This window comes from Bradyrhizobium sp. 2S1, assembly GCF_011516625.5.
GTDB classification, from domain to species: Bacteria; Pseudomonadota; Alphaproteobacteria; order Rhizobiales; family Xanthobacteraceae; genus Bradyrhizobium; species Bradyrhizobium septentrionale.
Genome location: NZ_CP147717.1, coordinates 8,242,265 through 8,264,716, shown reverse-complemented (window position 1 = coordinate 8,264,716; position 22,452 = coordinate 8,242,265). Strand labels below are relative to the sequence as shown.

The 22,452-nt window shown below is 65.0% G+C and carries 20 protein-coding genes and 3 pseudogenes; 12 read left to right on the top strand and 11 right to left on the bottom strand.

Going from position 1 to position 22,452, the window contains the following annotated elements; translation table 11 throughout:
* Window positions 1-22: 22 nt before the first annotated feature.
* A complete protein-coding gene (gene rpsR / locus HAP54_RS39060; protein ID WP_016844287.1) occupies window positions 23-262 on the bottom strand; it encodes a 30S ribosomal protein S18 in 240 nt (79 codons plus the stop codon).
* Window positions 263-268: 6 nt separating this feature from the next.
* On the bottom strand, window positions 269-733 hold the full coding sequence (rpsF, locus tag HAP54_RS39055) for a 30S ribosomal protein S6 (protein WP_166296238.1): 465 nt from the start codon (window positions 731-733) through the stop codon (window positions 269-271).
* A 339-nt stretch (window positions 734-1,072) separates the two neighbouring features.
* On the opposite strand from rpsF, the gene HAP54_RS39050 reads away from it, so the two are divergent.
* The 11 genes and pseudogenes from HAP54_RS39050 (at window position 1,073) to gmk (ending at window position 11,235) form a co-directional block, all read left to right on the top strand.
* Window positions 1,073-1,789 (top strand): TetR/AcrR family transcriptional regulator C-terminal domain-containing protein, encoded by a 717-nt coding sequence (locus tag HAP54_RS39050; RefSeq protein WP_166296235.1) that lies wholly within the window; start codon window positions 1,073-1,075, stop codon window positions 1,787-1,789.
* Window positions 1,786-1,998: pseudogene (locus tag HAP54_RS39045) on the top strand (fatty acid desaturase); the annotation flags it as partial. The gene HAP54_RS39050 and the pseudogene HAP54_RS39045, both read left to right, overlap by 4 nt.
* 46 nt (window positions 1,999-2,044) lie before the next feature.
* Complete coding sequence (locus tag HAP54_RS39040; protein ID WP_166296232.1) at window positions 2,045-3,379, top strand: IS1182 family transposase; 1,335 nt, start codon at window positions 2,045-2,047, stop codon at window positions 3,377-3,379.
* 52 nt (window positions 3,380-3,431) lie between these two features.
* A pseudogene (locus HAP54_RS39035) lies at window positions 3,432-4,259 on the top strand (fatty acid desaturase family protein); the annotation flags it as partial.
* 208 nt (window positions 4,260-4,467) lie between these two features.
* On the top strand, window positions 4,468-5,421 hold the full coding sequence (gene fabD, locus HAP54_RS39030) for an ACP S-malonyltransferase (protein ID WP_166296226.1): 954 nt from the start codon (window positions 4,468-4,470) through the stop codon (window positions 5,419-5,421).
* A gap of 21 nt (window positions 5,422-5,442) precedes the next feature.
* Complete coding sequence (gene fabG, locus HAP54_RS39025) at window positions 5,443-6,180, top strand: 3-oxoacyl-[acyl-carrier-protein] reductase (protein ID WP_024581467.1); 738 nt, start codon at window positions 5,443-5,445, stop codon at window positions 6,178-6,180.
* A gap of 289 nt (window positions 6,181-6,469) precedes the next feature.
* Window positions 6,470-6,709 carry an acyl carrier protein gene (locus tag HAP54_RS39020; protein WP_011441358.1) on the top strand — a complete coding sequence of 80 codons (240 nt, stop codon included), beginning with the start codon at window positions 6,470-6,472 and terminating at the stop codon, window positions 6,707-6,709.
* 96 nt (window positions 6,710-6,805) lie between these two features.
* Complete coding sequence (fabF, locus tag HAP54_RS39015) at window positions 6,806-8,071, top strand: beta-ketoacyl-ACP synthase II (RefSeq protein ID WP_166296223.1); 1,266 nt, start codon at window positions 6,806-6,808, stop codon at window positions 8,069-8,071.
* A 127-nt stretch (window positions 8,072-8,198) separates the two neighbouring features.
* Window positions 8,199-9,458 (top strand): endolytic transglycosylase MltG, encoded by a 1,260-nt coding sequence (gene mltG, locus HAP54_RS39010; RefSeq protein WP_166296220.1) that lies wholly within the window; start codon window positions 8,199-8,201, stop codon window positions 9,456-9,458.
* A 232-nt stretch (window positions 9,459-9,690) separates the two neighbouring features.
* Window positions 9,691-10,578, top strand: coding sequence for a YicC/YloC family endoribonuclease (locus HAP54_RS39005; RefSeq protein WP_166296217.1), 888 nt, complete (start codon window positions 9,691-9,693; stop codon window positions 10,576-10,578).
* A 3-nt stretch (window positions 10,579-10,581) separates the two neighbouring features.
* Window positions 10,582-11,235 (top strand): guanylate kinase, encoded by a 654-nt coding sequence (gene gmk, locus HAP54_RS39000; RefSeq protein WP_175619290.1) that lies wholly within the window; start codon window positions 10,582-10,584, stop codon window positions 11,233-11,235.
* Between the two features lie 81 nt (window positions 11,236-11,316).
* On the opposite strand, the pseudogene HAP54_RS38995 reads toward gmk, so the two are convergent.
* Both HAP54_RS38995 and HAP54_RS38990 read right to left on the bottom strand, forming a co-directional pair.
* A pseudogene (locus HAP54_RS38995) lies at window positions 11,317-12,029 on the bottom strand (IS5 family transposase).
* A 93-nt stretch (window positions 12,030-12,122) separates the two neighbouring features.
* Entirely contained in the window at window positions 12,123-13,151 is a 1,029-nt protein-coding gene (locus tag HAP54_RS38990) for a hypothetical protein (RefSeq protein WP_166296212.1), read from the bottom strand.
* A gap of 124 nt (window positions 13,152-13,275) precedes the next feature.
* On the opposite strand from HAP54_RS38990, the gene HAP54_RS38985 reads away from it, so the two are divergent.
* Window positions 13,276-13,812, top strand: coding sequence for a hypothetical protein (locus HAP54_RS38985; RefSeq protein WP_166296209.1), 537 nt, complete (start codon window positions 13,276-13,278; stop codon window positions 13,810-13,812).
* Between the two features lie 64 nt (window positions 13,813-13,876).
* Here the strand turns inward: HAP54_RS38985 and HAP54_RS38980 are convergent, their stop codons facing one another.
* From HAP54_RS38980 to HAP54_RS38950, 7 genes are all read right to left on the bottom strand, one after another.
* Window positions 13,877-14,368 carry a hypothetical protein gene (locus HAP54_RS38980; RefSeq protein ID WP_166306854.1) on the bottom strand — a complete coding sequence of 164 codons (492 nt, stop codon included), beginning with the start codon at window positions 14,366-14,368 and terminating at the stop codon, window positions 13,877-13,879.
* 42 nt (window positions 14,369-14,410) lie between these two features.
* A complete protein-coding gene (locus HAP54_RS38975) occupies window positions 14,411-15,775 on the bottom strand; it encodes a caspase family protein (RefSeq protein ID WP_166296206.1) in 1,365 nt (454 codons plus the stop codon).
* A 206-nt stretch (window positions 15,776-15,981) separates the two neighbouring features.
* Complete coding sequence (locus tag HAP54_RS38970; protein ID WP_166296203.1) at window positions 15,982-17,040, bottom strand: alcohol dehydrogenase; 1,059 nt, start codon at window positions 17,038-17,040, stop codon at window positions 15,982-15,984.
* A gap of 19 nt (window positions 17,041-17,059) precedes the next feature.
* Window positions 17,060-17,914 (bottom strand): 16S rRNA (adenine(1518)-N(6)/adenine(1519)-N(6))-dimethyltransferase RsmA, encoded by an 855-nt coding sequence (gene rsmA, locus HAP54_RS38965; RefSeq protein WP_166296200.1) that lies wholly within the window; start codon window positions 17,912-17,914, stop codon window positions 17,060-17,062.
* Window positions 17,911-18,915: a 4-hydroxythreonine-4-phosphate dehydrogenase PdxA gene (gene pdxA / locus HAP54_RS38960; protein WP_166296197.1), complete on the bottom strand. Its 1,005-nt coding sequence runs from the start codon at window positions 18,913-18,915 to the stop codon at window positions 17,911-17,913. Before pdxA ends, rsmA begins: the two co-directional genes overlap by 4 nt.
* Before the next feature lie 17 nt (window positions 18,916-18,932).
* Entirely contained in the window at window positions 18,933-19,880 is a 948-nt protein-coding gene (locus HAP54_RS38955; RefSeq protein ID WP_166296194.1) for a SurA N-terminal domain-containing protein, read from the bottom strand.
* Window positions 19,881-19,978: 98 nt separating this feature from the next.
* Window positions 19,979-22,447: an LPS-assembly protein LptD gene (locus HAP54_RS38950; protein WP_166306851.1), complete on the bottom strand. Its 2,469-nt coding sequence runs from the start codon at window positions 22,445-22,447 to the stop codon at window positions 19,979-19,981.
* Window positions 22,448-22,452 lie beyond the last annotated feature (5 nt).

Below are 22,452 nucleotides of genomic sequence, written 5' to 3'. Positions count from 1 at the left end.
GCGTGCCGCCGGCCGGAAACGTTTACCTGATAACGTAGGGCAGCAAGCCGAGGAAACGCGCGCGCTTGATGGCGCGGGCGAGCTCACGCTGCTTCTTGGCGGACACCGCCGTGATGCGGCTCGGCACGATCTTGCCGCGCTCGGAGACGTAACGCATCAACAGCTTGGAATCCTTGTAGTCGATCTTCGGCGCGTTCGCGCCCGTGAACGGGCAGGACTTGCGGCGACGGAAAAACGGACGGCGGGCACCAGCATCAGCCATGATTCATTACTCCTCGGTCGCAGCTTCTTCTTCGCGCGGACGGCGCGGGCCACGGTCGCCACGGAAACCACCCTCGCGGTCGCCACGGAAGCCGCCTTCGCGGTCGCCGCGGAAGCCACCGCCGCGGTCATCGCGCTCGCGGTCACGGTCGGCCTTGCGCATCATCGCGGACGGGCCTTCCTCGTGCTCTTCGACGCGCACGGTGAGATAGCGGATGACGTCTTCGTTGATCCGCTCCTGGCGCTCGATCTCGGTGACGACAGCCGACGGTGCGTCGATGTTCAACAGCACGAAATGCGCCTTGCGGTTCTTGTTCATGCGGTAGGTGAGGGAGCGCACGCCCCAGCTCTCGGTCTTGGTGACCTTGCCGCCGCCCTGCTCGACGATCCCCGTCATCTGGGCCGTCAGCTCATCCACCTGCTGGGTGCTCGCATCCTGACGCGCGAGAAAAACATGCTCGTAAAGAGGCATGGTTGTCCTTTCCTGTGTTGGCGCGGGTTTCCGGCGACAAGCCCTTCGAGACCTTCGGAAAGGACTCGAGCTGCTCAGAAGGCGGGAGCACGGGACGACGGGCCGACTGGCCCTGCCACATCAAAATCAACGGGTGAATTTGCTGAGACCGTCCGTTCAGCTCCCGGCCGGAGCCCACGAATGGGGCGCTTTATACGGATTTTGGCCGCGAAGGCAAGGGTTGTCGGCCCTGGGATTTCGCGAGGAGGCGGGCCCTCCGGCGCTCCATAGCCCAATTCAGTAGTTCCATGTTGATTTCTTTGTTTGTATATCATACAAATATATCCGAGAGGAAGATCAATGGGTTCGGAGACCACCAGCGTCATGTCCGCGTCCGATCCGAAGCACGCCGTCCGCGCGACACGGTCGGCAGGGCGCAAGATGCGCTCGTTGCTGCTCGATACCGCCAGCCGCCTGTTCAAGGAGCGCGGGCTCTCGGGCACGTCGATCTCCGATATCGCCGCAGCCGCCGACGCCTTTCCGAGCCAGATCACTTACTACTTCCGCACCAAGGAGGCGCTGTTCGTCGAAGCCGCCAGCCGCGACATGCTTTATCTGGCGCGCGCGACCGAGCAGGCTGCGCTGCAGGCACAGACTCCGCGGGAGTACACGCACGCTTTGGCCGAGACCGTGACGGCAACCGACACGGTCGCCTTCTTCGCCGAGGCTTTGACGCTCACGCGGCGTCGCCAGGATCTCGCGCCGCTGGTCGAGCGCACCATCGAACGTCTGCACAGCGAAGGTGCGCGCGCCTATGCGGGGCAAGTCGAACGGCACGGCTGGCGCTCGTTGCGCGCCCCCGAGGAGAGCTCGCGGCGCTTCTGGGCGATTGCGATCGGCGTGATCGTCGAAGGCTTCGCCATGGGCCGCGCCTCCGAGGAGATGCGCCGCGAATTGCTGCGCGCGCTCGGCGAGCAGGCGACCGCAACATCGACGTCCGCCAATGATGGATCGCGCCTGCGCCTGGTCGGCCATCGCGACAATTCACCCTCCACGGACGGGGAGACCAGCTCATGACCGCGCTTCGCATGCGTGCCCGCGATTTTCTCACCGAAGACGAACTGGTGGCGGTCCGTGAGCGCACCACGTGGAAGGGCGTCGCGCTGATCGCGCATGCCTGGGCCTTGATCCTGGGGGCGATCGCGCTGGTCGCATGGTGGCCCAATCCGCTGACCTATCTGCTTGCGGTCGCGATCATCGGCTCGCGGCATCTAGGAGCTTGTCTGGATAGTCGCTGTTCAAATCTGGTCGGGTCTGATTCAACATTGGGCGATGAGCAAGTATTTTCGGCCTTGGAACATCGATCAGACGCTGCTTCTGCCGCCGAATGTGCAGGACTTCGTGCCGAAAGGCCATGTCTCGCGGTTTATGGTTGATCTGGTGCGGGAGAGCCTCGATCTCAGGGAGATCATGGGCAGCTATGTGAGCGGGCTTGGGCAGCCGCCGTTTGATCCGCGGATGATGGTGGCGCTGCTGCTGCATAGCTATGCGAGTGGGCTGTATTCGTCGCGTCGGATTGCCAAGGCCTGCCGGGAGCGGAACGATTTTGTGATGATCGTGGCGCTGGATGCGCCGGATTTTCGGACGATCAGCGACTTTCGCAAGCGACATTTGAAGGCGCTCGGCGCGCTATTCGTGCAGGTTCTGAAGTTGTGCGAGACGGCCGGGCTGGTCAAGCTCGGTCATGTCGCGCTGGATGGTACGAAGATCAAGGCGAACGCGTCGAAACACAAGGCGATGAGTTATGAGCGCATGAAGAAGCGCGAGGCGGAATTGAAGGCCGAGGTCGCTCGCATGCTGGCGGCCGCCGAGGCGGCGGATGCCTCGGAGGATGAGACTTTCGGCAACAGCGACGAACTGCCGGACTGGACCGTCGACAAGCAGAAACGGCTGGCGAAGATCCAGCAAGCGATGGCGGCGCTGGAAGCGGACGCCAAACTGGCGGCGGAGGAAGAGCGCCGCATCGAGGCCGAAAAGGAACAGCAGCGCCAGGCCGAAGGCCGCAAGAAGCCGGGCAAACCGGCGGCGCTGCCATCGGAGGAACCCAATCCCAAGGCGCAACGCAACTTCACCGATCCGGAAAGCCGCATCATGAAGTCGAAGGATGGCTTCGTTCAGGCCTATAATGCCCAGGCGGCCGTCGATGCACATGCCCAGATCATTGTCGCGCAAGAACTGACCCAGCACGGCCTCGATCAGGGCCAGTTGGTGCCCCTGATCGAGGCCATCGAGAGCAATCTTGGCCGCAAGCCGCGGCAGGCCTCAGCGGATTCCGGCTACTGCAGCGAAGCCAATCTCGAAGCGCTCGACACACGCAGCATCGATGGCTATGTCGCGCCCGGACGCGCCAAGCACCCGACAGTAGCGAACGGAAAAGTCGGCGGCCCGCTGACACAGGCCATGCGAAAGAAGATCGACGATGGCGGCTTCGAAACACCCTGCCGATTGCGAAAGCAAGTGGTGGAGCCGGTGTTCGGGCAGATCAAACAGGCAAGAGGCTTCCGCCAGTTCCTGTTGCGGGGCATCGAGAAAGTGCGCGCCGAGTGGACAATGATCTGCACCGTCCATAACCTCCTCAAGCTGTTCAACCTCGCAAACGCAGCCTGAGCCTGCTACTCTACAACAAATGCCCGTCACGAAAACATATCTGGACGGGCTCCTAGGGCTTGCGATCCTGATGCATGACGGCGCGCATGGCTGTCTCTCGGCGGACGAGAAGACCAATCTCATGCTGAGCCAATGGTTCTGCGCCTATCCGATCTTCGCCGAAACCCGCGGCTATCGCCGCTATCATTTGCAGCATCATGCGCGGACACAGCAGGAGGACGATCCGGATCTCGTGCTGTCGGCGCCGTTTCCGATCACGCGGATGAGCTATCGCCGGAAATTCTTCCGCGATATCACCGGGCAGACCGGCTACCAGCAGCGCAAGGCGCAACTGCTCAATGCACTCGGGCCGAAGGACTGGCCGTTGTCGCAGCGTGCCGCGAACTTCTGGGACAAGCTCGGGCCGCAATGCGTCACCAACGCGCTGCTGTTCGCAGGCCTTGCCGCCGCCGGCGTGTGGTGGGCCTATCCGCTGTTGTGGCTGGTGCCGCTCTTCACCTGGATGATGGTGATCACGCGGATCCGCAACATCGCCGAACATGCCGTCGTGCCCGACAGCTCCGATCCGTTGCGCAACACCCGCACCACGCGCGCCAATGTCCTCGAGCGGCTGTTCATCGCGCCGTACTACGTGAACTATCACCTCGAGCATCATCTGCTGTTCTACGTGCCCTGTTACAACCTGCCGCGCGTCCACCGCATCCTGAGCGGAAGCCGCTATGCCGACCGGATGGAGGTGCAGCCGGGCTACGGCGCCGTGCTGCGGCTAGCGACGGCCAGGCCCGCCCACGAGGATCGTCCGGGGCAACTGGTCAACAGCGCGCGCCGGGCGCAGGCCGGCGCCAAGGTTAACGCCGACCAGAATGCCGGTGGGTTCTAGCCGAAAGCCCGTCCGGCATCCCCAGGGTTCCGTGCGCGCGGCTTGACATCGCGCCCCCCATCAGTGTCTTACGGCCCGGTCCAGGGCCGGGGTGCACGGCAGGCCCGGACCCGCTGTGGCGCGTTTCGCGCGACGCGGATACCGTTTCCCCTGCGGCGGGCGCAAGGCGCCTGCGCGGGGATCACGCTCAACAAGGTGGGGATCGCCGATGACGGCAGCATTTACGTTTCCCGGGCAGGGCTCGCAGGCGGTTGGCATGGGCAAGGCCCTGGCCGACGCCTTTCCGGTCGCCAAAGCGGTGTTCGACGAGGTCGATTCCGCCCTGGGCGAGAAGCTGACCGCGATCATCTGGGATGGTCCGGGCGAGACTTTGCAACTGACGGAAAATGCCCAGCCGGCCCTGATGGCGGTCTCGATCGCCACCCTGCGCGTGCTCGAGAGCGAAGCCGGCTTCTCGGTCGGCCGCAACGCGGCCTTTGTCGCCGGGCACTCGCTCGGCGAGTATTCGGCGCTGGCCGCCGCCGGCAGCCTGACCGTCAGCGACACCGCGCGGCTGCTGCGCACCCGTGGGCTCGCGATGCAGAAGGCGGTGCCGGTCGGCGCCGGCGCGATGGCCGCGCTGCTCGGCCTCGACTACGAGGCGGCGGTAACGGTCGCCAATGAGGCGGCGCAGGGCCAGGTCTGCCAGGCCGCCAACGACAATGGCGGCGGCCAGGTGGTGGTCTCCGGCGACAAGGCAGCGGTCGACCGCGCCGTCGAGATCGCCAAGACCAAAGGGGCAAAGCGCGCCATGCTGCTGCCGGTGTCGGCACCGTTCCACTGCAAGCTGATGCAGCCGGCGGCCGATGCGATGGCCGAGGCGCTGTCCGGCGTCACCATCAAGGCGCCCGCGGCGCCGCTGGTTTCCAACGTGCTGGCCTCGGCGATCACCGATCCCGACGAGATCCGCCGCCGCCTGGTCGAACAGGTCACGGGGACGGTGCGCTGGCGCGAGTCGGTCGCCTATATGGCAGGGCAGGGCGTGACGCGGTTCTTCGAGATCGGCGCCGGCAAGGTGCTCAGCGGCCTCGTCAAGCGCATCGCCGATGGCGCGGTCGGCGTATCCGTCGGCGGCCCGAACGATATTGCTGCGGCCAAGGACGCGCTTGCAGCTTCGGCTTGAAGCAGCCGGGAGGAGAATTCGATGTTTGATCTGACTGGCAAGACGGCGCTCGTCACGGGTGCAACCGGCGGCATCGGCGGCGCGATCGCCCAGGCGCTGCATGCGCAGGGCGCGACCGTTGCGATTTCGGGGACGAGGCGCGAGGTGCTGGACGGCTTTGCGGCCAAGCTCGGCGAGCGCGTTCACGTGCTGCCGTGCAATCTCTCCAGCAAGGACGATGTCGAGGCCTTGGTGCCGGCAGCGGAAGCCGCGATGGGGCAGGTCGACATCCTGATCGCGAACGCCGGCATCACCCGCGACAATCTGTTCGTGCAGTTGCGCGACGAGGATTGGGACGACGTGATTGCGGTCAACCTGACCGCGACATTCCGCCTCGCGCGCGCGGCGACCAAATTGATGATGCGCAAGCGCTTCGGCCGCATCATCGCGATCACCTCGATCGTCGGCGTCACCGGCAATCCGGGGCAGGGCAACTACACCGCCTCGAAGGCCGGCATCATCGGCCTGATCAAGACGCTCGGTGCCGAATACGCCAAGCGCGGCGTGACCGCCAACTGCATCGCACCGGGCTTCATCAAGACGCCGATGACGGATGCGCTCAACGACAAGCAGCGCGAAACCATCCTGGCGAAGGTTCCTGCGGCGCGGCTTGGAACGCCCGAGGACATCGCTGCGGCGGCGGTCTATCTGGCCTCGAACGAGGCTGCCTACGTCACCGGACAGACCATTCACGTCAACGGCGGGATGGCGATGATTTGAGCTGCTTACTGGCTCTCGCAATGCGGCGAAAAGCCGTTTTCGGGAGCCGGTTCAGGCGTGTAGTCAAGGCTTGGGAAGTATGATAGCTGAACCCCCCATGGATGGGCAAAGAACGCCATTGCAGGATTTTGAAACCCTGTATATTGGCGTGGCGACGCCTGCCGTTCGCCGGGGCTTTAGTCGGCTACGACCGGGCCGAATCAAGACTATGCGCGACTGAGTAATCGAGACGACCACGATGGCTCGTATCGTCTTGGGGTCGGGTCCAATGGAACAACGAGGTTGAACGATGAGTGAGATTGGCGAGCGGGTTAAGAAGATTGTGGTCGAGCACCTTGGTGTCGAACCCGAGAAGGTGGTCGATGGCGCGAGCTTCATCGATGACCTCGGCGCCGACAGCCTCGACACGGTCGAGCTCGTGATGGCCTTCGAAGAAGAATTCGGTTGCGAGATTCCCGACGACGCGGCGGAGACGATTCTCACCGTCGGCGACGCGACCAAGTTTCTTGAGAAGAACGCGAAGAGCTGACGCCGATCGCGGAGTTGATGGGGCCGGACGGACCGCGGTTGAGCGGTCCCCCGGTTTCTTACTATTAGCCGCCCATTGCTGGCCGGAGACGTGGAAATGAGACGGGTTGTCGTCACGGGGCTGGGCATGCTTACACCGCTCGGCTGCGGCGTTGACGCAACCTGGACGCGCATCCTGGCCGGCGAGAGCGGCGGCAAGAAGATCGACACGTTCGAAGTGTCCGACCTGCCGAGCCAGGTCGCCTGCTACATTCCGCGCGGCGACGGCTCCAACGGCACCTTCAATCCCGATCAGTGGATGGAGCCGAAGGACCAGCGCAAGGTCGATGACTTCATCCTCTACGCGATGTGCGCCGCTAGGCAGGCGCTTGACGATGCCAACTGGCATCCGAAGTCCGATGAGGACCAGTTCGCCACCGGCACGATGATCGGCTCCGGCATCGGCGGCCTCACGGGCATCGCCGAGACCGCGGTGCTGCTGAAGGAGCGTGGACCGCGCAGGGTCTCTCCCTTCTTCGTTCCGGGCCGCCTGATCAATCTGGCGTCCGGCTACGTCTCGATCGAGCACGGCCTGAAGGGGCCCAATCATGCGGTCGTCACGGCGTGCTCGACCGGTGCGCATGCGGTCGGCGATGCGGCGCGGCTGATCGCGCTCGGCGATGCCGACGTGATGCTCGCGGGCGGCGCCGAATCGCCGATCTCCCGCATCGGCATCGCCGGCTTCTGCGCGGCTCGCGCGCTGTCCACCGGCTTCAACGATACCCCGCAAAAGGCATCGCGGCCGTACGACAAGGATCGCGACGGCTTCGTGATGGGCGAGGGCGCCGGCGTCCTCGTGCTCGAGGAATACGAGCATGCCAGGCAGCGCGGCGCGAAGATCTACGCCGAGGTCACCGGCTACGGCCTGTCGGGCGATGCCTTTCACATCACCTCGCCGCCGCCGGACGGCAATGGCGGCTTCCGCAGCATGAGCATGGCGCTGAAGCGCGCCGGCCTCGCGGCATCCGATCTCGACTACATCAATGCGCATGGCACCTCGACGCAGGTCGGCGACGAGATCGAGCTCGGCGCGGTCGAGCGCCTGCTCGGCAATGCGGCCTCGAAGGTTTCGATGTCGTCGACCAAGTCCGCGACCGGACATCTGCTGGGAGCGGCCGGCGCGATCGAGGCGATCTTCGCGGTGCTTGCGATTCGCGACAATGTGGTGCCGCCGACCATCAATCTCGACAACCCGTCGGTGCAAACGGCGATCGATCTTGTGCCACATACGTCGCGCAAGCGTGACGTGAATGTGGCGCTCTCCAATTCCTTCGGTTTCGGCGGCACCAACGCCTCCGTGATCGTGCAGCGCGTGACCAATTAGTAGGTCTTTAGAACTAGTCCACCGTTTTGCCGTATTCCGCGGTGACTCCTAATAGCGGGCGTATGCTATTGGCAGGGCAGGGGTTTGTCCGGCCACGATTCAACCGGCAGGATATTGGTTTGCATCGATGAGTGAGAGGCCGCCCATTTCACCGAGGAGTCCACGTGCCGCGCTGGAGCCCGAACAGGTTCCGCCGCCGCCCAAGCGCTCGGATCGTGCCCGCAATCCCTTCGTGATCGTCGGCAATGCCATCTTCACCATCCTGATCATCCTGATGATCGGCGCCGGAGCGACGTATTACTACGGCAGGCAGACGCTGGAATCCCCGGGTCCGCTGCAGGAAGACAAGATCGTCAACATCCCCGCGCGCGCCGGCAAGCGTGACATCGCCGACGTGCTCTCGCGCGAGGGCGTGATCAACGTCAATCCGTGGATCTTCATCGGCAGCGTGTTCGCACTGAAGGCGAGCTCCGATCTCAAGCCCGGCGAATACTCGTTCCAGAAGAATGCCAGCCTGCGCGACGTCATCGCCACCATCGTCGACGGCAAGGTGGTGCAGCACGCCATCACGATTCCCGAAGGTCTCACTTCGGAGCAGATCGTGACGCGGCTCACCGACAACGACATCTTCACAGGCTCAGTGCGCGAGATTCCGCGCGAGGGCACGCTGCTGCCGGAGACCTACAAATTCCCGCGCGGCACCACGCGCGATCAAGTGATCCAGCGCCTGCAGCAGGCGCAGAAGCGCGTGCTTGCCGAAATCTGGGAGCGCCGCAACACCGACACGCCGCTGAAATCGCCGGACCAGCTGGTGACCCTGGCCTCGATCGTCGAGAAGGAAACCGGCCGCTCCGACGAGCGCAGCCGCGTCGCCGCCGTGTTCGTCAATCGCATGCGCCAGAAGATGAAGCTGCAGTCCGATCCGACCATCATCTACGGATTGGTGGGCGGCAAGGGCACGCTGGGGCGCCCGATCAAGCGCAGCGAGATCACGCAGCCGTCGCCCTACAACACCTATGTGATCGACGGCCTGCCGCCCGGACCGATCGCCAATCCCGGCCGTGCCTCGCTGGAGGCAACCGCCAATCCGGCGCGCACCCGCGACCTGTTCTTCGTCGCCGACGGAACCGGCGGCCACGCCTTTACCGAGACCTACGACCAGCACGCGAAGAACGTCGCCAAGCTGCGCGCCTCGGAGAAGCAGATCCAGAACGACACCGTCGAGCCCGCGGATGATCCGGCGCCGGCTGCCGCGGCGCCGGGCGCAGCCGACAACAATCCCACGGCGGCCACGCCGCCGAAGCCCACCAATCAGAAGAAGCCGCCGCGCAGCGGTCGTCAGGGCGCAGCCCAGCAGACCAATTCGCCGCCCGTCGTGCAGCGCTAAGGCGCGCTGCAATGGGGCTGTATTGTCGTCGCGCTTTGGCTTCTTGTTTGGGCATGATCTTTCCGGAAAACCGCTGCACGCTTTTCCGGATCATGCCCTAGCTCTGCATTTTCCGGGGGGGGGGGACGTAATTCCACTTTCACGGAATCCGTTTTAAGGTCGCACCGGCTCCCCCCGAGTCTCGTTAGGCTCCGGGTGAGTGCCATATCCTTCTGTTGGAGAGTTTCACGCGATGGCGCTGTCGAGCATGACTGGCTTTGCCCGAAGCCATGGCGGAAGCGGTCCCTACACGTTCGAATGGGAGCTGAAATCGGTCAACGCCAAGGGCTTTGACCTGCGGTTGCGGCTGCCGCCGGGCTGGGACGAACTGGAGGCCCTCGCCAAGAAGCGCGCCGGCGAGCTGCTGTCGCGCGGCACGGTCTACGCCAATCTTACCGTCAAGCGCACCGATGCAGCGCAGACCATCCGCATCAACGAGGACGTGCTGGCCGCCGTCGTGAAGGTCGCAGGTGAGCTCGCGCAGCGGATCGACGCGGTGGCGCCGAGCATCGATGGGCTGCTCGGCATCAAGGGCGTCATCGAGGTGGTCGAGCCTGACAGCAACGAGGACGAGGACAAGGCGGCACGCGAGGCGGCGGCGAAGGCCTTCGAACAGGCGCTTAGCAGCCTCGTCGAGATGCGCCGCCGCGAAGGCGATGCGCTGGGCGCGATCCTGATGCAGCGGATGGACGAGATCGAGCGGCTCGCCAGGCGCGCGGAGGCGGCGCCCGGCCGCAAGCCCGACGCGATCAAGGCGCGGCTTGCCGAACAGATCGCAGCGCTGCTGGAGACCTCCGATCGCTTCGATGCCGACCGGCTGAGCCAGGAGGCGATCCTGATCGCCACCAAGGCCGATATCCGCGAGGAGCTCGACCGCATCGCCTCGCATATCGCCCAGGCGCGCGAGATGATCGGCAAGGGCGGCCCGGTGGGACGGCGGCTCGACTTCCTCGCCCAGGAGTTCAATCGCGAGGTCAACACCGTCTGCTCGAAATCGAACGACGTCGAATTGACCAATACCGGACTTGAGATGAAGAACGTGGTCGAGCAGTTCCGCGAACAGGTCCAGAATCTGGAGTGAATGATGACGGCGCAGGGTTTTGACGGCGTTGAGCGGCGCGGACTGATGTTCGTCCTGTCGTCGCCCTCGGGCGCCGGCAAGACGACGCTGTCGCGCATGCTGATCGAACGCATGCCGGATCTGAAAATGTCGGTGTCGGCGACCACGCGCGCGAAACGGCCGGGCGAGGTCGAGGGCCGCGACTACTTCTTCGTCGACAAGGCGAAGTTCGAGACGATGGCCAAGCAGGGCGAGCTCTTGGAATGGGCCACCGTGTTCGATAATCGCTACGGCACGCCACGCGCGCCCGTCGAGGCGGCGCTCGCGGCCGGCCAGGACGTGCTGTTCGACATCGATTGGCAGGGCACCCAGCAGTTGCGCGAGAAGGCGCGCGCCGACGTGGTCAGTGTCTTCATCCTGCCGCCGTCAGCCGCCGATCTCGAGAAGCGGCTGCATACCCGTGCGCAGGACTCGGAGGAGGTCATCCGCGGGCGGATGAACCGCGCCACCCATGAGCTGAGCCACTGGGCGGAGTATGATTACATCGTCGTCAACCAGAACGTCGACGACGCGTTCGCCGAGGTGCAATCGATCCTGAAGGCCGAGCGTCTCAAGCGCGAGCGCCGCACCGGCCTCACCGAATTCGTGCGCGGCCTGCAGCGTCAGCTCGAGAAGTAGCTGACCGCGATCGTGATGCGATCGCGGGGGTCGCATCACGTCTCATACCCTGTTCAAGCGCGCTCTAGGGCCTGTTTGGATTCATCTTGAATTTATCACAGCGGCGGTGAGATTGATCATGGCTTCGAAGCTGATATCTGTTTTGTCGGCTCGCATGGCGATCCGCTTGAATTCCTTGAGCTTGCAGAAGAAATTTTCGATCAGATGTCGCCATTTGTAGATTTCCGCGTCGATGGCGAGAGGTTTTGCGCGCCGCGGGTGCTGGGAGATGACGACCTTGGCGCCGCGTGCGTCGAGGTCCGCAATGATGGCGTTGCTGTCGAACGCCTTGTCGGCGATCATCGCATCGAAGGTCAGCCCTTCGATCAACGGCGGGACGCCGACCGTGTCGAAGCGCTGTCCTGGCAGCAGCACGAAACGCAGGAGATTGCCGAGCGCGTCGGTCAGTGCCAGGATTTTGGTGGTCATTCCGCCTTTCGAGCGGCCGATCGCCTGGTTTTGCGTCCCCCTTTTGCGCCCTGTCCGTGGCGGTGGACTTTGACGATGGTGGCATCAACCATGACGTACTCCATGTCCGGCTCGTCCGAGACCGCATCAAACATGCGCTTCCAGACGCCCGCCTTGGCCCAGTCGCGGAAGCGCGTGTACACGGTTATCCAGTTGCCGAAGGCGCGCGGCAGATCGCGCCACGGACTGCCCGTGCGCGCAATCCACAGCACGGCTTCGACAAACAGCCGGTTGTTATTGCCGCTCCGGCCGGGATCACCCGGCTTGCCAAGACAAAGCGGCTCCATCTTCGCCCATTGGGCATCAGTCAAAACGAATCGGTCCATCCCAAGCTTGAATCACAACCAAGCCAGGATGAGAATCCGGAATCCAAACAGGCCCTAGTTCGCCGCGCTGCGCGCCAGCCGCTGCAGCATGGCTGCGATCTGCTGGTTGTCCTGCTCCCTTTGATCCAGATCGCGCGCGGTCTCGCGGCGCGCAACCGGCGTCTCGGTACGACGCGCAGCAGCCGTCTCGGCGCGGCGCGGCACCGGTGTCTCGGAGCGGCGCGGCGCCGCCTCGGACAGGCGCAGCGGGCGGTCCCGGCCGACCACGGACATCGGTGGTGCCGGCTCGGTGTGGAGTGAATCCCAGGGTGCGCGCCACTCTTCCTTGATCTCGTAAGGCGGCGTCCGCGTTCGCGTCAGACCGAACACCAACGCGCTGACGAGGCCGGCCAGCGCCAGGGCGCCGACCATCACGATCAGCAGCATCTGGGTCGAGGACGACGATTTCTCCGCGGGCGCCTCGGCCGCGGCAGAGGCGGCAGGAGCTGTCGCGGCCGCCTGTTGCGGCGCTGTATCCGCCTGCGCGACCACGGTCGGCTGGTCTGCGGTGTGCCGGGTTCCGTTGGTTCCGGCCATGCTCGACGCGTCCAGCCATCTCGTGTTCACGGCCGACGGCTGGGCGGTAGCGTCGGGCGGCGCAGCAGACGCCGCCGGATCGGTTGCCGTCGTGCTGCCGGCCTGGCCTGCAGGGCCCGCGACAGGCGCGGCAGCAGCCTGCGGCGAGGGCCACTCGGCATGTGCATCGGAGACCGATTTGCGCATCGCCGGCTGTGGCGCCGGCTTGCTCGGTGGCGGCGCCGCGTCGGCCGTCGCCGTGTCGGGCGCGGCTGCCGGCTGCTGCTGCGTGGTCGCGGTCTTGGCAGCCTTGTTCTTGGCCTCACCGAGATACCAGCACTTCTTCTTCGTGCGGTCGAGATGGTAGAACCAGTGGCTTCCCGCAGGCGCGGTTGCCTTGGGAGCGGACAGACAGGTGTCCGCCGTATTCGCCGTATTGGCGGCCGTCTGGGCCATGGCGCTGAAGCTGGCGCCGGCCAGGATGCTGGCGGCAAGCGCCGCAGCGAATTTCGCTGAACGATTTGACATACGCGTCCCCGGTATTCTTTTTTACGCAAACGCTGGTGACGCCAATCTCGGTAAAGAGTTGGGTCGCAATGCGCCGCAAATCCGGAGCGGGTAGGGCTTAATTGCGGCTTGCGGCGCCCCGCAATTGCGGCGCGCCGGTGGTCAGAAATCGTGCTGGTTCGATCAGGGAACGGCCTACCGCTTTGACGCGGTCCAGTGGCCCTTGCATCCGTCAGATCGCACGAACGAGCCGGAACCGCTGCGGCCCGAGAAACGGCCCGAGCTGGTCCAGCTCAAGCCTCCGGCGGATCCGCTTCCCGTCGTGGACCCATTGGGGCTGACACGTCCGGAACTCAGCTCTCCCGAAATGCTGCCGCCTGAGATCACCAGCCGTTCGGTGCTGGAGCCGCAAGGCGACCCCTCGGCGACAACCACCCACGAACCATCGAAATTGCCGCCACCGCCGCCCTCGCTGCCGGTTTTCCTTGTGGCGCGGCGCGGCGCCTCCGAGCTTCGTGCAGGCTTCGACGGCGCGACGGCGCGCGGCGCCTGCCGGGTCCCGGACAGCGACTTCTCGTCATTGCCGATGCTGCCGCCGCTGCTGCCGGACTGCGCCAGCGCGGCCGCCGAGCCGGTGAGGCAGAGCAGGGCAGAGAACAGGGTCATTCGAACGTTCGGCTGAAACATCGCTTGCATGGTCGGGCGTGTCCAAATTCTTGATCTACAAATTCAGGGTCCGGACAGCGCTATTGTTTGGTGGCGGACCAGGTCCCGCCGCAGCCGTCGGAGCGGCGGAACGTTCCCGAACCGCTGCGGCCGGACAGGCGACCCGACCCGATCGAGGTCAAGCCGTTGGCCTGGAAAACGGAGCGCGCCGCGCCGCTGGCGCTGACGGATCCGGTGAGCCCTTCGCCGATGATCCTGCCGCTCGTGATCACGACCGCGCCGGAGCCGGTGCCGCCGCAACCGACTGACGTGACGACCCAGGCGCCGTCGACGCTACCGCCACCGCCGCTCTTGCGCGCGGCGCGGCGCGGCTCGTCCGCTTCCGGCTTGCTGCGCCGGGCCGGTCGATCGGTCTCGACTGAGCGCGGCGCAGCGCGCGAGCCGGACAGCGACTTCTCGTCATTGCCGATGCTGCCGCCCGAGCTGCCGGACTGCGCAAGCGCGGCCGTTGAGCCGAGGGCGGAAAGCAGCAACGCGGAAAACAGGATCGATCGAGGTATCGAGTGAAACATGCTTGTCATTCTCGGCCTTATTCAAAATGATCGTCAGCAAATTCAGTGTCCGGCGCCGTCGGCGCAGACGGCATCGATAATGCGACAGGATTTCCCGGCCTTGCCACACTCGTCAAGTGCGGTGGCCCTGGCGCGATCGAGCGTGTCGCGCTGGATCAGCGACCAAGACTTGCTCGATATCGCAAACGCGCCGCAGCGCGAGCCGTAGAACGAAAGCTCGAGGGTGCATTTGGCGCCGCCGCATTTGTCGCGCGCGTCGTCGACCGCGGCGCGCCGTGACGCATGCTTCCAGGAGATGCCCCATTTGTCGATGTCGGGGCCGTAGACGATCGATCCCCAGGGCTGCAGGTCGTCCATCTTGCGCAGCCGTGTCAGCACGCCCTCGGTCGCTTCGCCGGTCGGCGTCATCGCGACCTTCTCCTGGAATTTGCTGATCGCCGCGCGCATGCCGTTCTTGCTGTCGATCGGCTCGGGATCGAAATTGTGCTCATAGAGCCGGTCGCTCAATTCGCGCAGCAGTGCCGGATCCCTGATCTGAATGCGGTCGGGATCGGGCCGCAGCGTGCCCGGCGATTGCGGCTCGGGCTGCGGCGCGACCGCAACCTTCTGCTCGGCCGGGGCCGCCGGCGGCACGAAATAGAAGGTCCCGTCGATCGGCGACGACGAGACCCAGGGCTGCTGCGATCCGCCGGTCGCGCGCTTCACGGCAAGGCCGACCTGGTTGAAGGTCTGGAAGATGTCGAGCCCGGCGAGCTTGATCGTGGAGGCCAGTGCCCTGGTGTAGGGGCTGTGGCCGTCGGTGCCGTCCTGCGCAACGTTGCCGGGCTGCGTGGCGTAGGAAATCAGCGTGCCCTCGGGCGCGCGCATTTGCGCCAGGCCGCCGTCGGCGGCGCGCAGGCCGCGTCCGCCGAACGGATTGTTCCGGCAGGCATCGAGGATCACCATGTTGAGCCGCGTGCCGGAGCCCTGCATCTGCCTCAGCACCAGGTTGACGTCGAGCATCTGGAAATCGACGTCAGCCTCGCGCGTGGCGTTGGCGTTGACCGGCACCAGGTAGTTCGCGCCGGACACCTGAACGCCATGACCGGCGTAATAGAACAGCGCGACGTCGGCGCCCTGCACCTGCCGGCCGAAGCTCTGGACGGCGATGTCCATGCCTGGCTTGTCGAGATCGAGCTGGGCGCGGCCGCCGATCAGGGTGAAGCCGAGGCTTGCCAGCGTCTCGGACATCAGCGTGGCATCGCTGCGGGGATTATCGAGCCGGGTGACGTTTTGGTAGGCGGAATTGCCGATCACCAGCGCGACGCGCTTCTCGGTGGCCGCCTGCGCCACGCCGATCAATGCCTGCCACAGCAGCGCCAGCAGCGCTGCTGCTGCCAGGATCCTGCCTTGCACAGCCCCGTGCATCCCCGTGATCCTCTCAGCCTCGCTGGCAGACTACCAGCGGGCGCGGGAGGACAAAAGCAGCAGTCCGGCCGGCCGGGCGCGACCAATTGCGCTCAGTGACATCGCACAGGGAGTACCCCGCCGGGGGCTTGCGCGGCGGCGGGGCGTCTTCGTTAAGCGCGCATGGTCTTTTCGGAAAACCGCTTCACACTTTTCCGGATCATGCGTTAAATCTTCAGGACGATGCGTCCCACGACCTTGCCGGCGCGCAGTTCGTCGATCCATTTCTGGACGTCGGCCATCGGCTCTTCCTTCATCGGCGTCGGCTTGATCTTGCCGGCACGCGCAAGCGCCATCAGCTCCTGGCCTTCGGCCAGCGTGCCCACCATGAAGCCTTCGATGGTCATGCGCTTGTAGACCCACTGCACCATCGGCAGCGTGAACTGGCCGCCCATCAGGCCCGAGACCACGATCTTGCCGCCGCGCGCCACCGTGGAGACCGCAAACGCCATCGACTTCTCGTTGCCGGCAAAGTCGACGACACCGTCGAAGCCGCCGTCGCTTTCCTTCAGCATGCGCTTGACGACATCGGGCTCCGCCGGGTCGTACGCCGCTGCGGCACCATTCTTCAGCGCGGTCTCGCGCGCCGCGGGGCTGAGATCGGCGACCGTGATCTTTTGCTTGAACATCGCCTGCGCGAACGACAGGCCCATCATGCCGACGCCGCCAAGCCCGATCAGCAGCAAATTGCGCTGGCGCGGGCGGTCGACCAGGCGCTTCAGCGCGCCGTAGGCGGTGACGCCTGAGCACATCAGCGTGGCGGCCTGGTTGACCGGCAGCGGATCGTAATCGAGCAGGTATTTTGCGTCGGGCACCAGCACGTGGGTGGCGAAGCCGCCGTCGATCGAGACGCCGAGGAAGCGCTGCTTGACGCAGAGGTTCTCGTCACCGGCGAGGCAGTCGCGGCACTGGCCGCAGCCGATCCAGGGGAAGACCGCCTTCTTCGATCCGACCAGATCCTTCGGCGCATCGGGGCCGACCTCGTCGACGACGCCGGCGATCTCATGACCGAGCGTGAAAGGCAGGGTCATGCCGCGGGTGGTGTCGAGCTTCTTGCCGCCGCCGAGATCGGCGTAACCGTCCTGGATGTGGAGATCGGAATGGCACAGGCCGCAGCGCTCGATGCGCACCAGCACCTCGCGCCCTTGCGGCTTCGGTGTGTCGACGATGGTTTCGCACAGCGGTGCATCGAATTTGACAAGGGATTGGCGAACCATACGCGCCATTACGTTTTCTCCTGATGTTCTATTTTGTGGACCGTATATCGGCCAATTCCCGAGCCATGGCAACAAAGCCCGCGACCGGAATGGTTTCGGCGCGCCGCGTCGCATCGACCTGGGCTGCGGCGGCAAGCCGCGCCGGATCGGCCGACAGCGATTTCAGACTCTGTCGTAGCATCTTGCGGCGCTGGCCGAAGGCGGCGGTCGCCACCTGCTCGAGCATGCGGCGGTCGCACGGTTCGGGCGCGGCGCGCGGTATCAATCGTACCACCGAGGAGGTGACCTTCGGTTGCGGCACGAACGCTGCGGGCGAAATGTCGAACAGGATTTTGGTTTCGGCGCGCCAATTTGCGAGCACCGCGAGCCGGCCATACGCCTCCTCATCCTCATGGGCGACGATGCGCTCGGCGACCTCGCGCTGGAACATCAGCACCATGGTGTCGTACCAGGGCGGCCACGGCTCGATCGACAGCCAGTCGACCAAGAGCTGGGTTGCGATGTTGTAGGGCAGGTTGGCTATGATCTTGGCCTTGCCGGCATCAAGCAGGGGACGCGGATCGAAATCTTGCGCATCGCCATGCACGATCTCGATGCGGCCGGGATAGCGCTTGACGATGTAGTCGAGCGCGGCAAGCGCCCGTTCGTCGCGCTCGATCGCGATCACGCGCTTGGCGCCGAGTGCAAGCAGTGCGCGTGTCAATCCGCCGGGGCCGGGCCCGACCTCGATCACGGTGCAGTCTTCCAGCGGACCCGCGGCGCGGGCAATCCGCGCGGTGAGATTGAGATCGAGCAGGAAATTCTGGCCGAGAGATTTGCGCGCCGACAGCGAATGCTCGCGAATGACGTCGCGCAGCGGTGGCAGATCGTCGATCGCGCTCACGTCGTGCGCGCGGCCGCCATGCGCGCGGCGAGCCGGAGCGCAGCGATCAGGCTCGAGGGATTGGCCTTGCCGGTGCCGGCGATATCGAACGCGGTGCCGTGGTCGGGCGACGTCCGGATGAAGGGCAGTCCCAGCGTGACGTTGACGGCGTCCTCGAACGCGACGGTCTTGATCGGGATCAGCGCCTGGTCGTGATACATGCAGATCGCGCAGTCATAGGTTTTTCGCGCGGCGGCGTGGAACATGGTGTCGGCCGGCAGCGGGCCGCGGACGGCGATGCCGTCGCGGCGCAGGATCTCGACGGCGGGCGCGACGATCTCGACGTCCTCCATGCCGAGCGTGCCGTCTTCGCCGGCATGCGGATTGAGGCCGGCGATGGCAAGCCGCGGTGCCGCGAGGCCGAACCGCGCCTTCATGTCCGCGACCACGATCCGCGCCGTCGACACGATCAGATCGGTCGACAATTGCGCCAGCGCCTCGCGGACCGAAACGTGGATCGTCACCGGGACGACGGCGAGTGCCGTCGACCACAGCATCATCACCGGCTGCGGTGCGCGCCCGCTGCGGGCGGCAAGCTCGGCGAGGAATTCGGTATGGCCGGGATGACGGAAGCCGGCGCGGTACAGCACGTTCTTGGCGATCGGATTGGTGACGACGGCGCCGGCCTTGCCGGACGCGACATCGGCGACGGCCTGACGGATCGAGGCCAGCGCGGCGGCGGCACTGCTGTCGTCCGGCTTGCCCGGTCGCGCCGTCGCCGCCTTGCCGGTCGCAACGACGGGCAGGGCGCGTGCAAACGCCGCGGACGCCTCCTCGGCGCTGACCTCGGCAAACTCGACGGCAAGCCCGACCGTCCTGGCGCGTTCGGCAAGGGAGGCGCGGTCGCCGAGCAGGTAGAACGGCGGCAGATCGAGTTCGCGGCGGCGCAGCCACGCTGCGAGCGTGATGTCGGGGCCGATGCCTGCGGGCTCGCCGGATGTCAGTGCGAGAGGTTGAGCCATGCGTCAACGATAGTCGATCATCGCCCGCCTGGGTATTCGATCATCGCGGCTTTTCGGACTTCCTGCAGATAGGCCTTCGACTTCGCCTCGTACTTCTGCACGTACATCTTGTCCCGCACCTCACGCTTCTTCGGCGTGTCCACGGTGGTTGCCTTCCTGCCGCAGAGCGCGACCATTTCGATGCCCTGCTTGGTGACTTCAGGAGGGGTGAGATGGCCGACCGGGGTCTTGTCCAGAATGTCGCGCAGCGCCTGCGGCAGGTCGGCCGAGGTCTTCACGACGATTTCGCGGATCGCGGCGTTGCGCATCGACTTGAAGGAGGTGTTGGCCTCCTCGCAAGAGGTCACGCGCTCGCGCAGGCTCTCCGCTTCCTTGCGGCGGCCCTCGAACTCCGACTGCGGCGCGCCGCGGGGGATGATCAGGACGACCGGCTGCATCCTGTATTCGAACGCTTCGGCGTCGGTGGCTTCTCCGGTCTCCTTGACCGCGTTGGCCACGTCCTTTTCGCCGACCTGCAGGCTTTCCTTGAAGCGGCCGCGGACCAGGCTGGTCCAGACCATGTCGGCCCTGATGCGCTGTTTCAGCGTATCCGGGCGGATGCCCTTGCTCTCCAGCACCTTGGTGAGCTGATCGTTCGAAAGCCGCATCCGCTGCGCCATTCCGCCGTACGACTGTTCGATATCGTTGGCGGAGGGATCGACGCCAAATTTCTTGGCTTCCTTGATCTTCAGCTTCTCATCAATCAGATCGTCGAGGACGGCCTTTCGATCGGGGGCCTTGCCGCCGGTGAGGGCGTTCAGCTTGGCGCGCATCTCAATGTCGTAATTGGTGATGGGTTCGCCATTGACCATCACGGCGATGGTCTGGGCGTGCAATCGCGCAGCGCCTCCCAGCAGGAGGGCAAGCGCCAGCACGGAACTCAACAACAGGGAATGGCGGCGCGTCGGCGGGCTAGCAGTCGTCATTATTGTCATGTCAGCCGTTTAAACCAATTCAAGCTGGAGCCACAGGCCCCCGGGCAATTCAAGCCCCTTGCCAAGCCCTTCGCCAGTACCCTCGCTCGCTACTGCACGCCAGCCGAACTGCTGGTCGTGGAGGTTTGCGCGATCGTCCGCAGGCCGATCTGGAACATGAACGCGTGGCTGAGGACGGGCGGCGTCGAGCCCGCCTGATAGGTATAGGAAGTGACATAGTTGGCCGCCAGCACGAAGCAGTCGTCCACATAGCCCGCGCCGAACGCATACTGGTTGATTTTGTTCGCTTCAAGGTCCCAGCGGGCCGCGCCCTGAACCACCCAGTTCGACGCCACCTTGACTGATCCACTGGTGAGAATGCCTTCGCGGCGCGTCAGGTAGCCGAGTTCCGGCTGCGCTGCATAATCGCCGTACGTGACGGCGACTGACCAGCGGTCGAAATTCGCGCTTGCCGTGGCCTCGAACCGGTTGATGTTCCAGGTTGCCTCGTCCATCCGCGAGCGCACGCTGAACGCATAGGTGCGGTTCGGCGAATAGGCGACGCTTGCGACATAATCCGAGCGCGGGTTCTGCAAGCCGGAGTCGACGCCGGTGTTGGTCATATCGGTGACCGCGAACGAATTCAGCCCGAACATCTGGTAGGACTGCCCGAACATCGTCTTGACGCTGCCGCCGCGATCGAACTGCGTGGTGGCCTGCACGCCGACATTGGCGCGGCTGCCGCCCTCGACGCGGTCGTAGCCGGAGAACTTGTCGACCGCGAACAGGTTGCTGGTGTCGAACACCAGGCTCTGTGCATCCTCGTTCGGCAGCTTGCCGGCATCAGGCTCGTTGGGCCGGATGATGACCTGCGCAATCGGCTCGACGGTGGTCGTGCCCCACGGCTGCACATTGATGAACGGGTAGCGGTATTCGAAGCCGACGGTCGGCATCACGCGGACCGTCTGGGTGTCGCCGACCGGCAGGAAGTTGGAAACGCCCGGCTGGTTCGAGACGTCGGCGTTGATGGCGTCGGCGCGGATGCTGGCGAACGGCGTCCAGATCTGGCCGAGCGGGTCGGTGTAGGACTTGCGCCACTGCGCCTCGGCCGTCAGCCTGGTGTAGGTGCCCGGCATGCCGCGCAGCAGGCACTGCGACGGCGTCCGGGCCAGCGGATCGGCGGACGTCAAACTGCACAGGCCAGCGGTGTTGGCGATCGTCGTGATCGGATCGAACACCGCGGTTTCGCGGGTCAGGTTGACGAAGTTCATCTTGTAGCTGACTTCGCCACCCAGGACCGGGCTGTTGATCACGTTGTTGTAGTCGATGACAGGGGCGACCACGGGCACCTGGTTCTGGTTGCCCGAGTAGCTGAGGTAGTAGATCGCGCGCGCGTCAAAGTAGCTGCGGTTGCCGACACCGGTCAGATAGAGCTGCGAGATCGCCTCGGTGGGCAGCGACAGGAACGATCCGAACGGGTCCTTGTACTGGGCGAGCCGGTAGTCGGACATGAAGAAGTAGTCGGACAGCACCACGCCGTCCCAGCCCCAGACCCATTTGTCGTTCAGCGCGAACTGGCCCTTGGTGTCGACGCCCCAGCGGAATTGGCGATCGCCGGGCTGGCCGGTAAAGGCGCCTTGATCGAGCTGGTCGATGCCATATAGCCGGACCTGATAGGAGCCGCTCGACAGACGCTGGCGGAATTCGCTCTGGAACAGCACGCCCTGCCGCGACGTGATGCGCGGATTGAAGGTGGCGTCCATGTCAGGCGCGATCGCCCAATAATAGGGGATTTCGACGCCGTAGCCGAAGGCCGTGTACGAGGTGAAGCCCGGCATCAGGAAGCCGCTCTTGCGCTTCACGGTCGGATCGGGCGTCGAGAAAAAGGGCAGATACGCCATCGGAACGCCGAAGAACTCGATCTGGGCGTTCTCGAAATAGAGCATCTTCTCGGTCTGGTCATGGATGATGCGCGCGCCCTTGACCTGCCAGAGCGGCGGCTTCTTCGGGTCATCCTTACAGGGCGCGCAGGCGGTATAAACGCCGTTGTCGAACACCGTGTAATTGCCGCTGGACCGATCGGCGCGGGTCGCCGCCATCCGGGTCTGGTCTTCAGTATCGACGCGCAGCGAATCGACGAAACCGTCGCGGTAGTCGTCGCTGAGATCCATGATGTTGGCGTAGGTGATCTTGCCTTCCGCATCGGTCATGCGGATGTTGCCTTCGGCATGAAGACGCTTGGTCTTCTGGTCGTAGATGACCTTGTCGGCCTCCACGCTGGTGCCGTTGTAGAACATCTGCACGTTGCCGACGGCCGAGATGCGGCTGTTGTTGTAGTCGTAATCGACCTCGGTCGCCTGAACGAGCATCTGCCCGTCGTTCTTGGCCGGCGGGCGGGTCGGCTTCGGCGGACGCGGATTGTAGGTGAAGGACTGCGCGTGCGCCGGCGTCGCCACGACGATGTCGAGCGCGCCGACCACGACGAACGCGGTGAGGAGTGCGGAGATGGTGGCGCCAAACGCGGCCACGCGGCTCCGTTGACGGCGCAGGGCACTGCGCCGCCCGAATGCAGGCGACATCAACT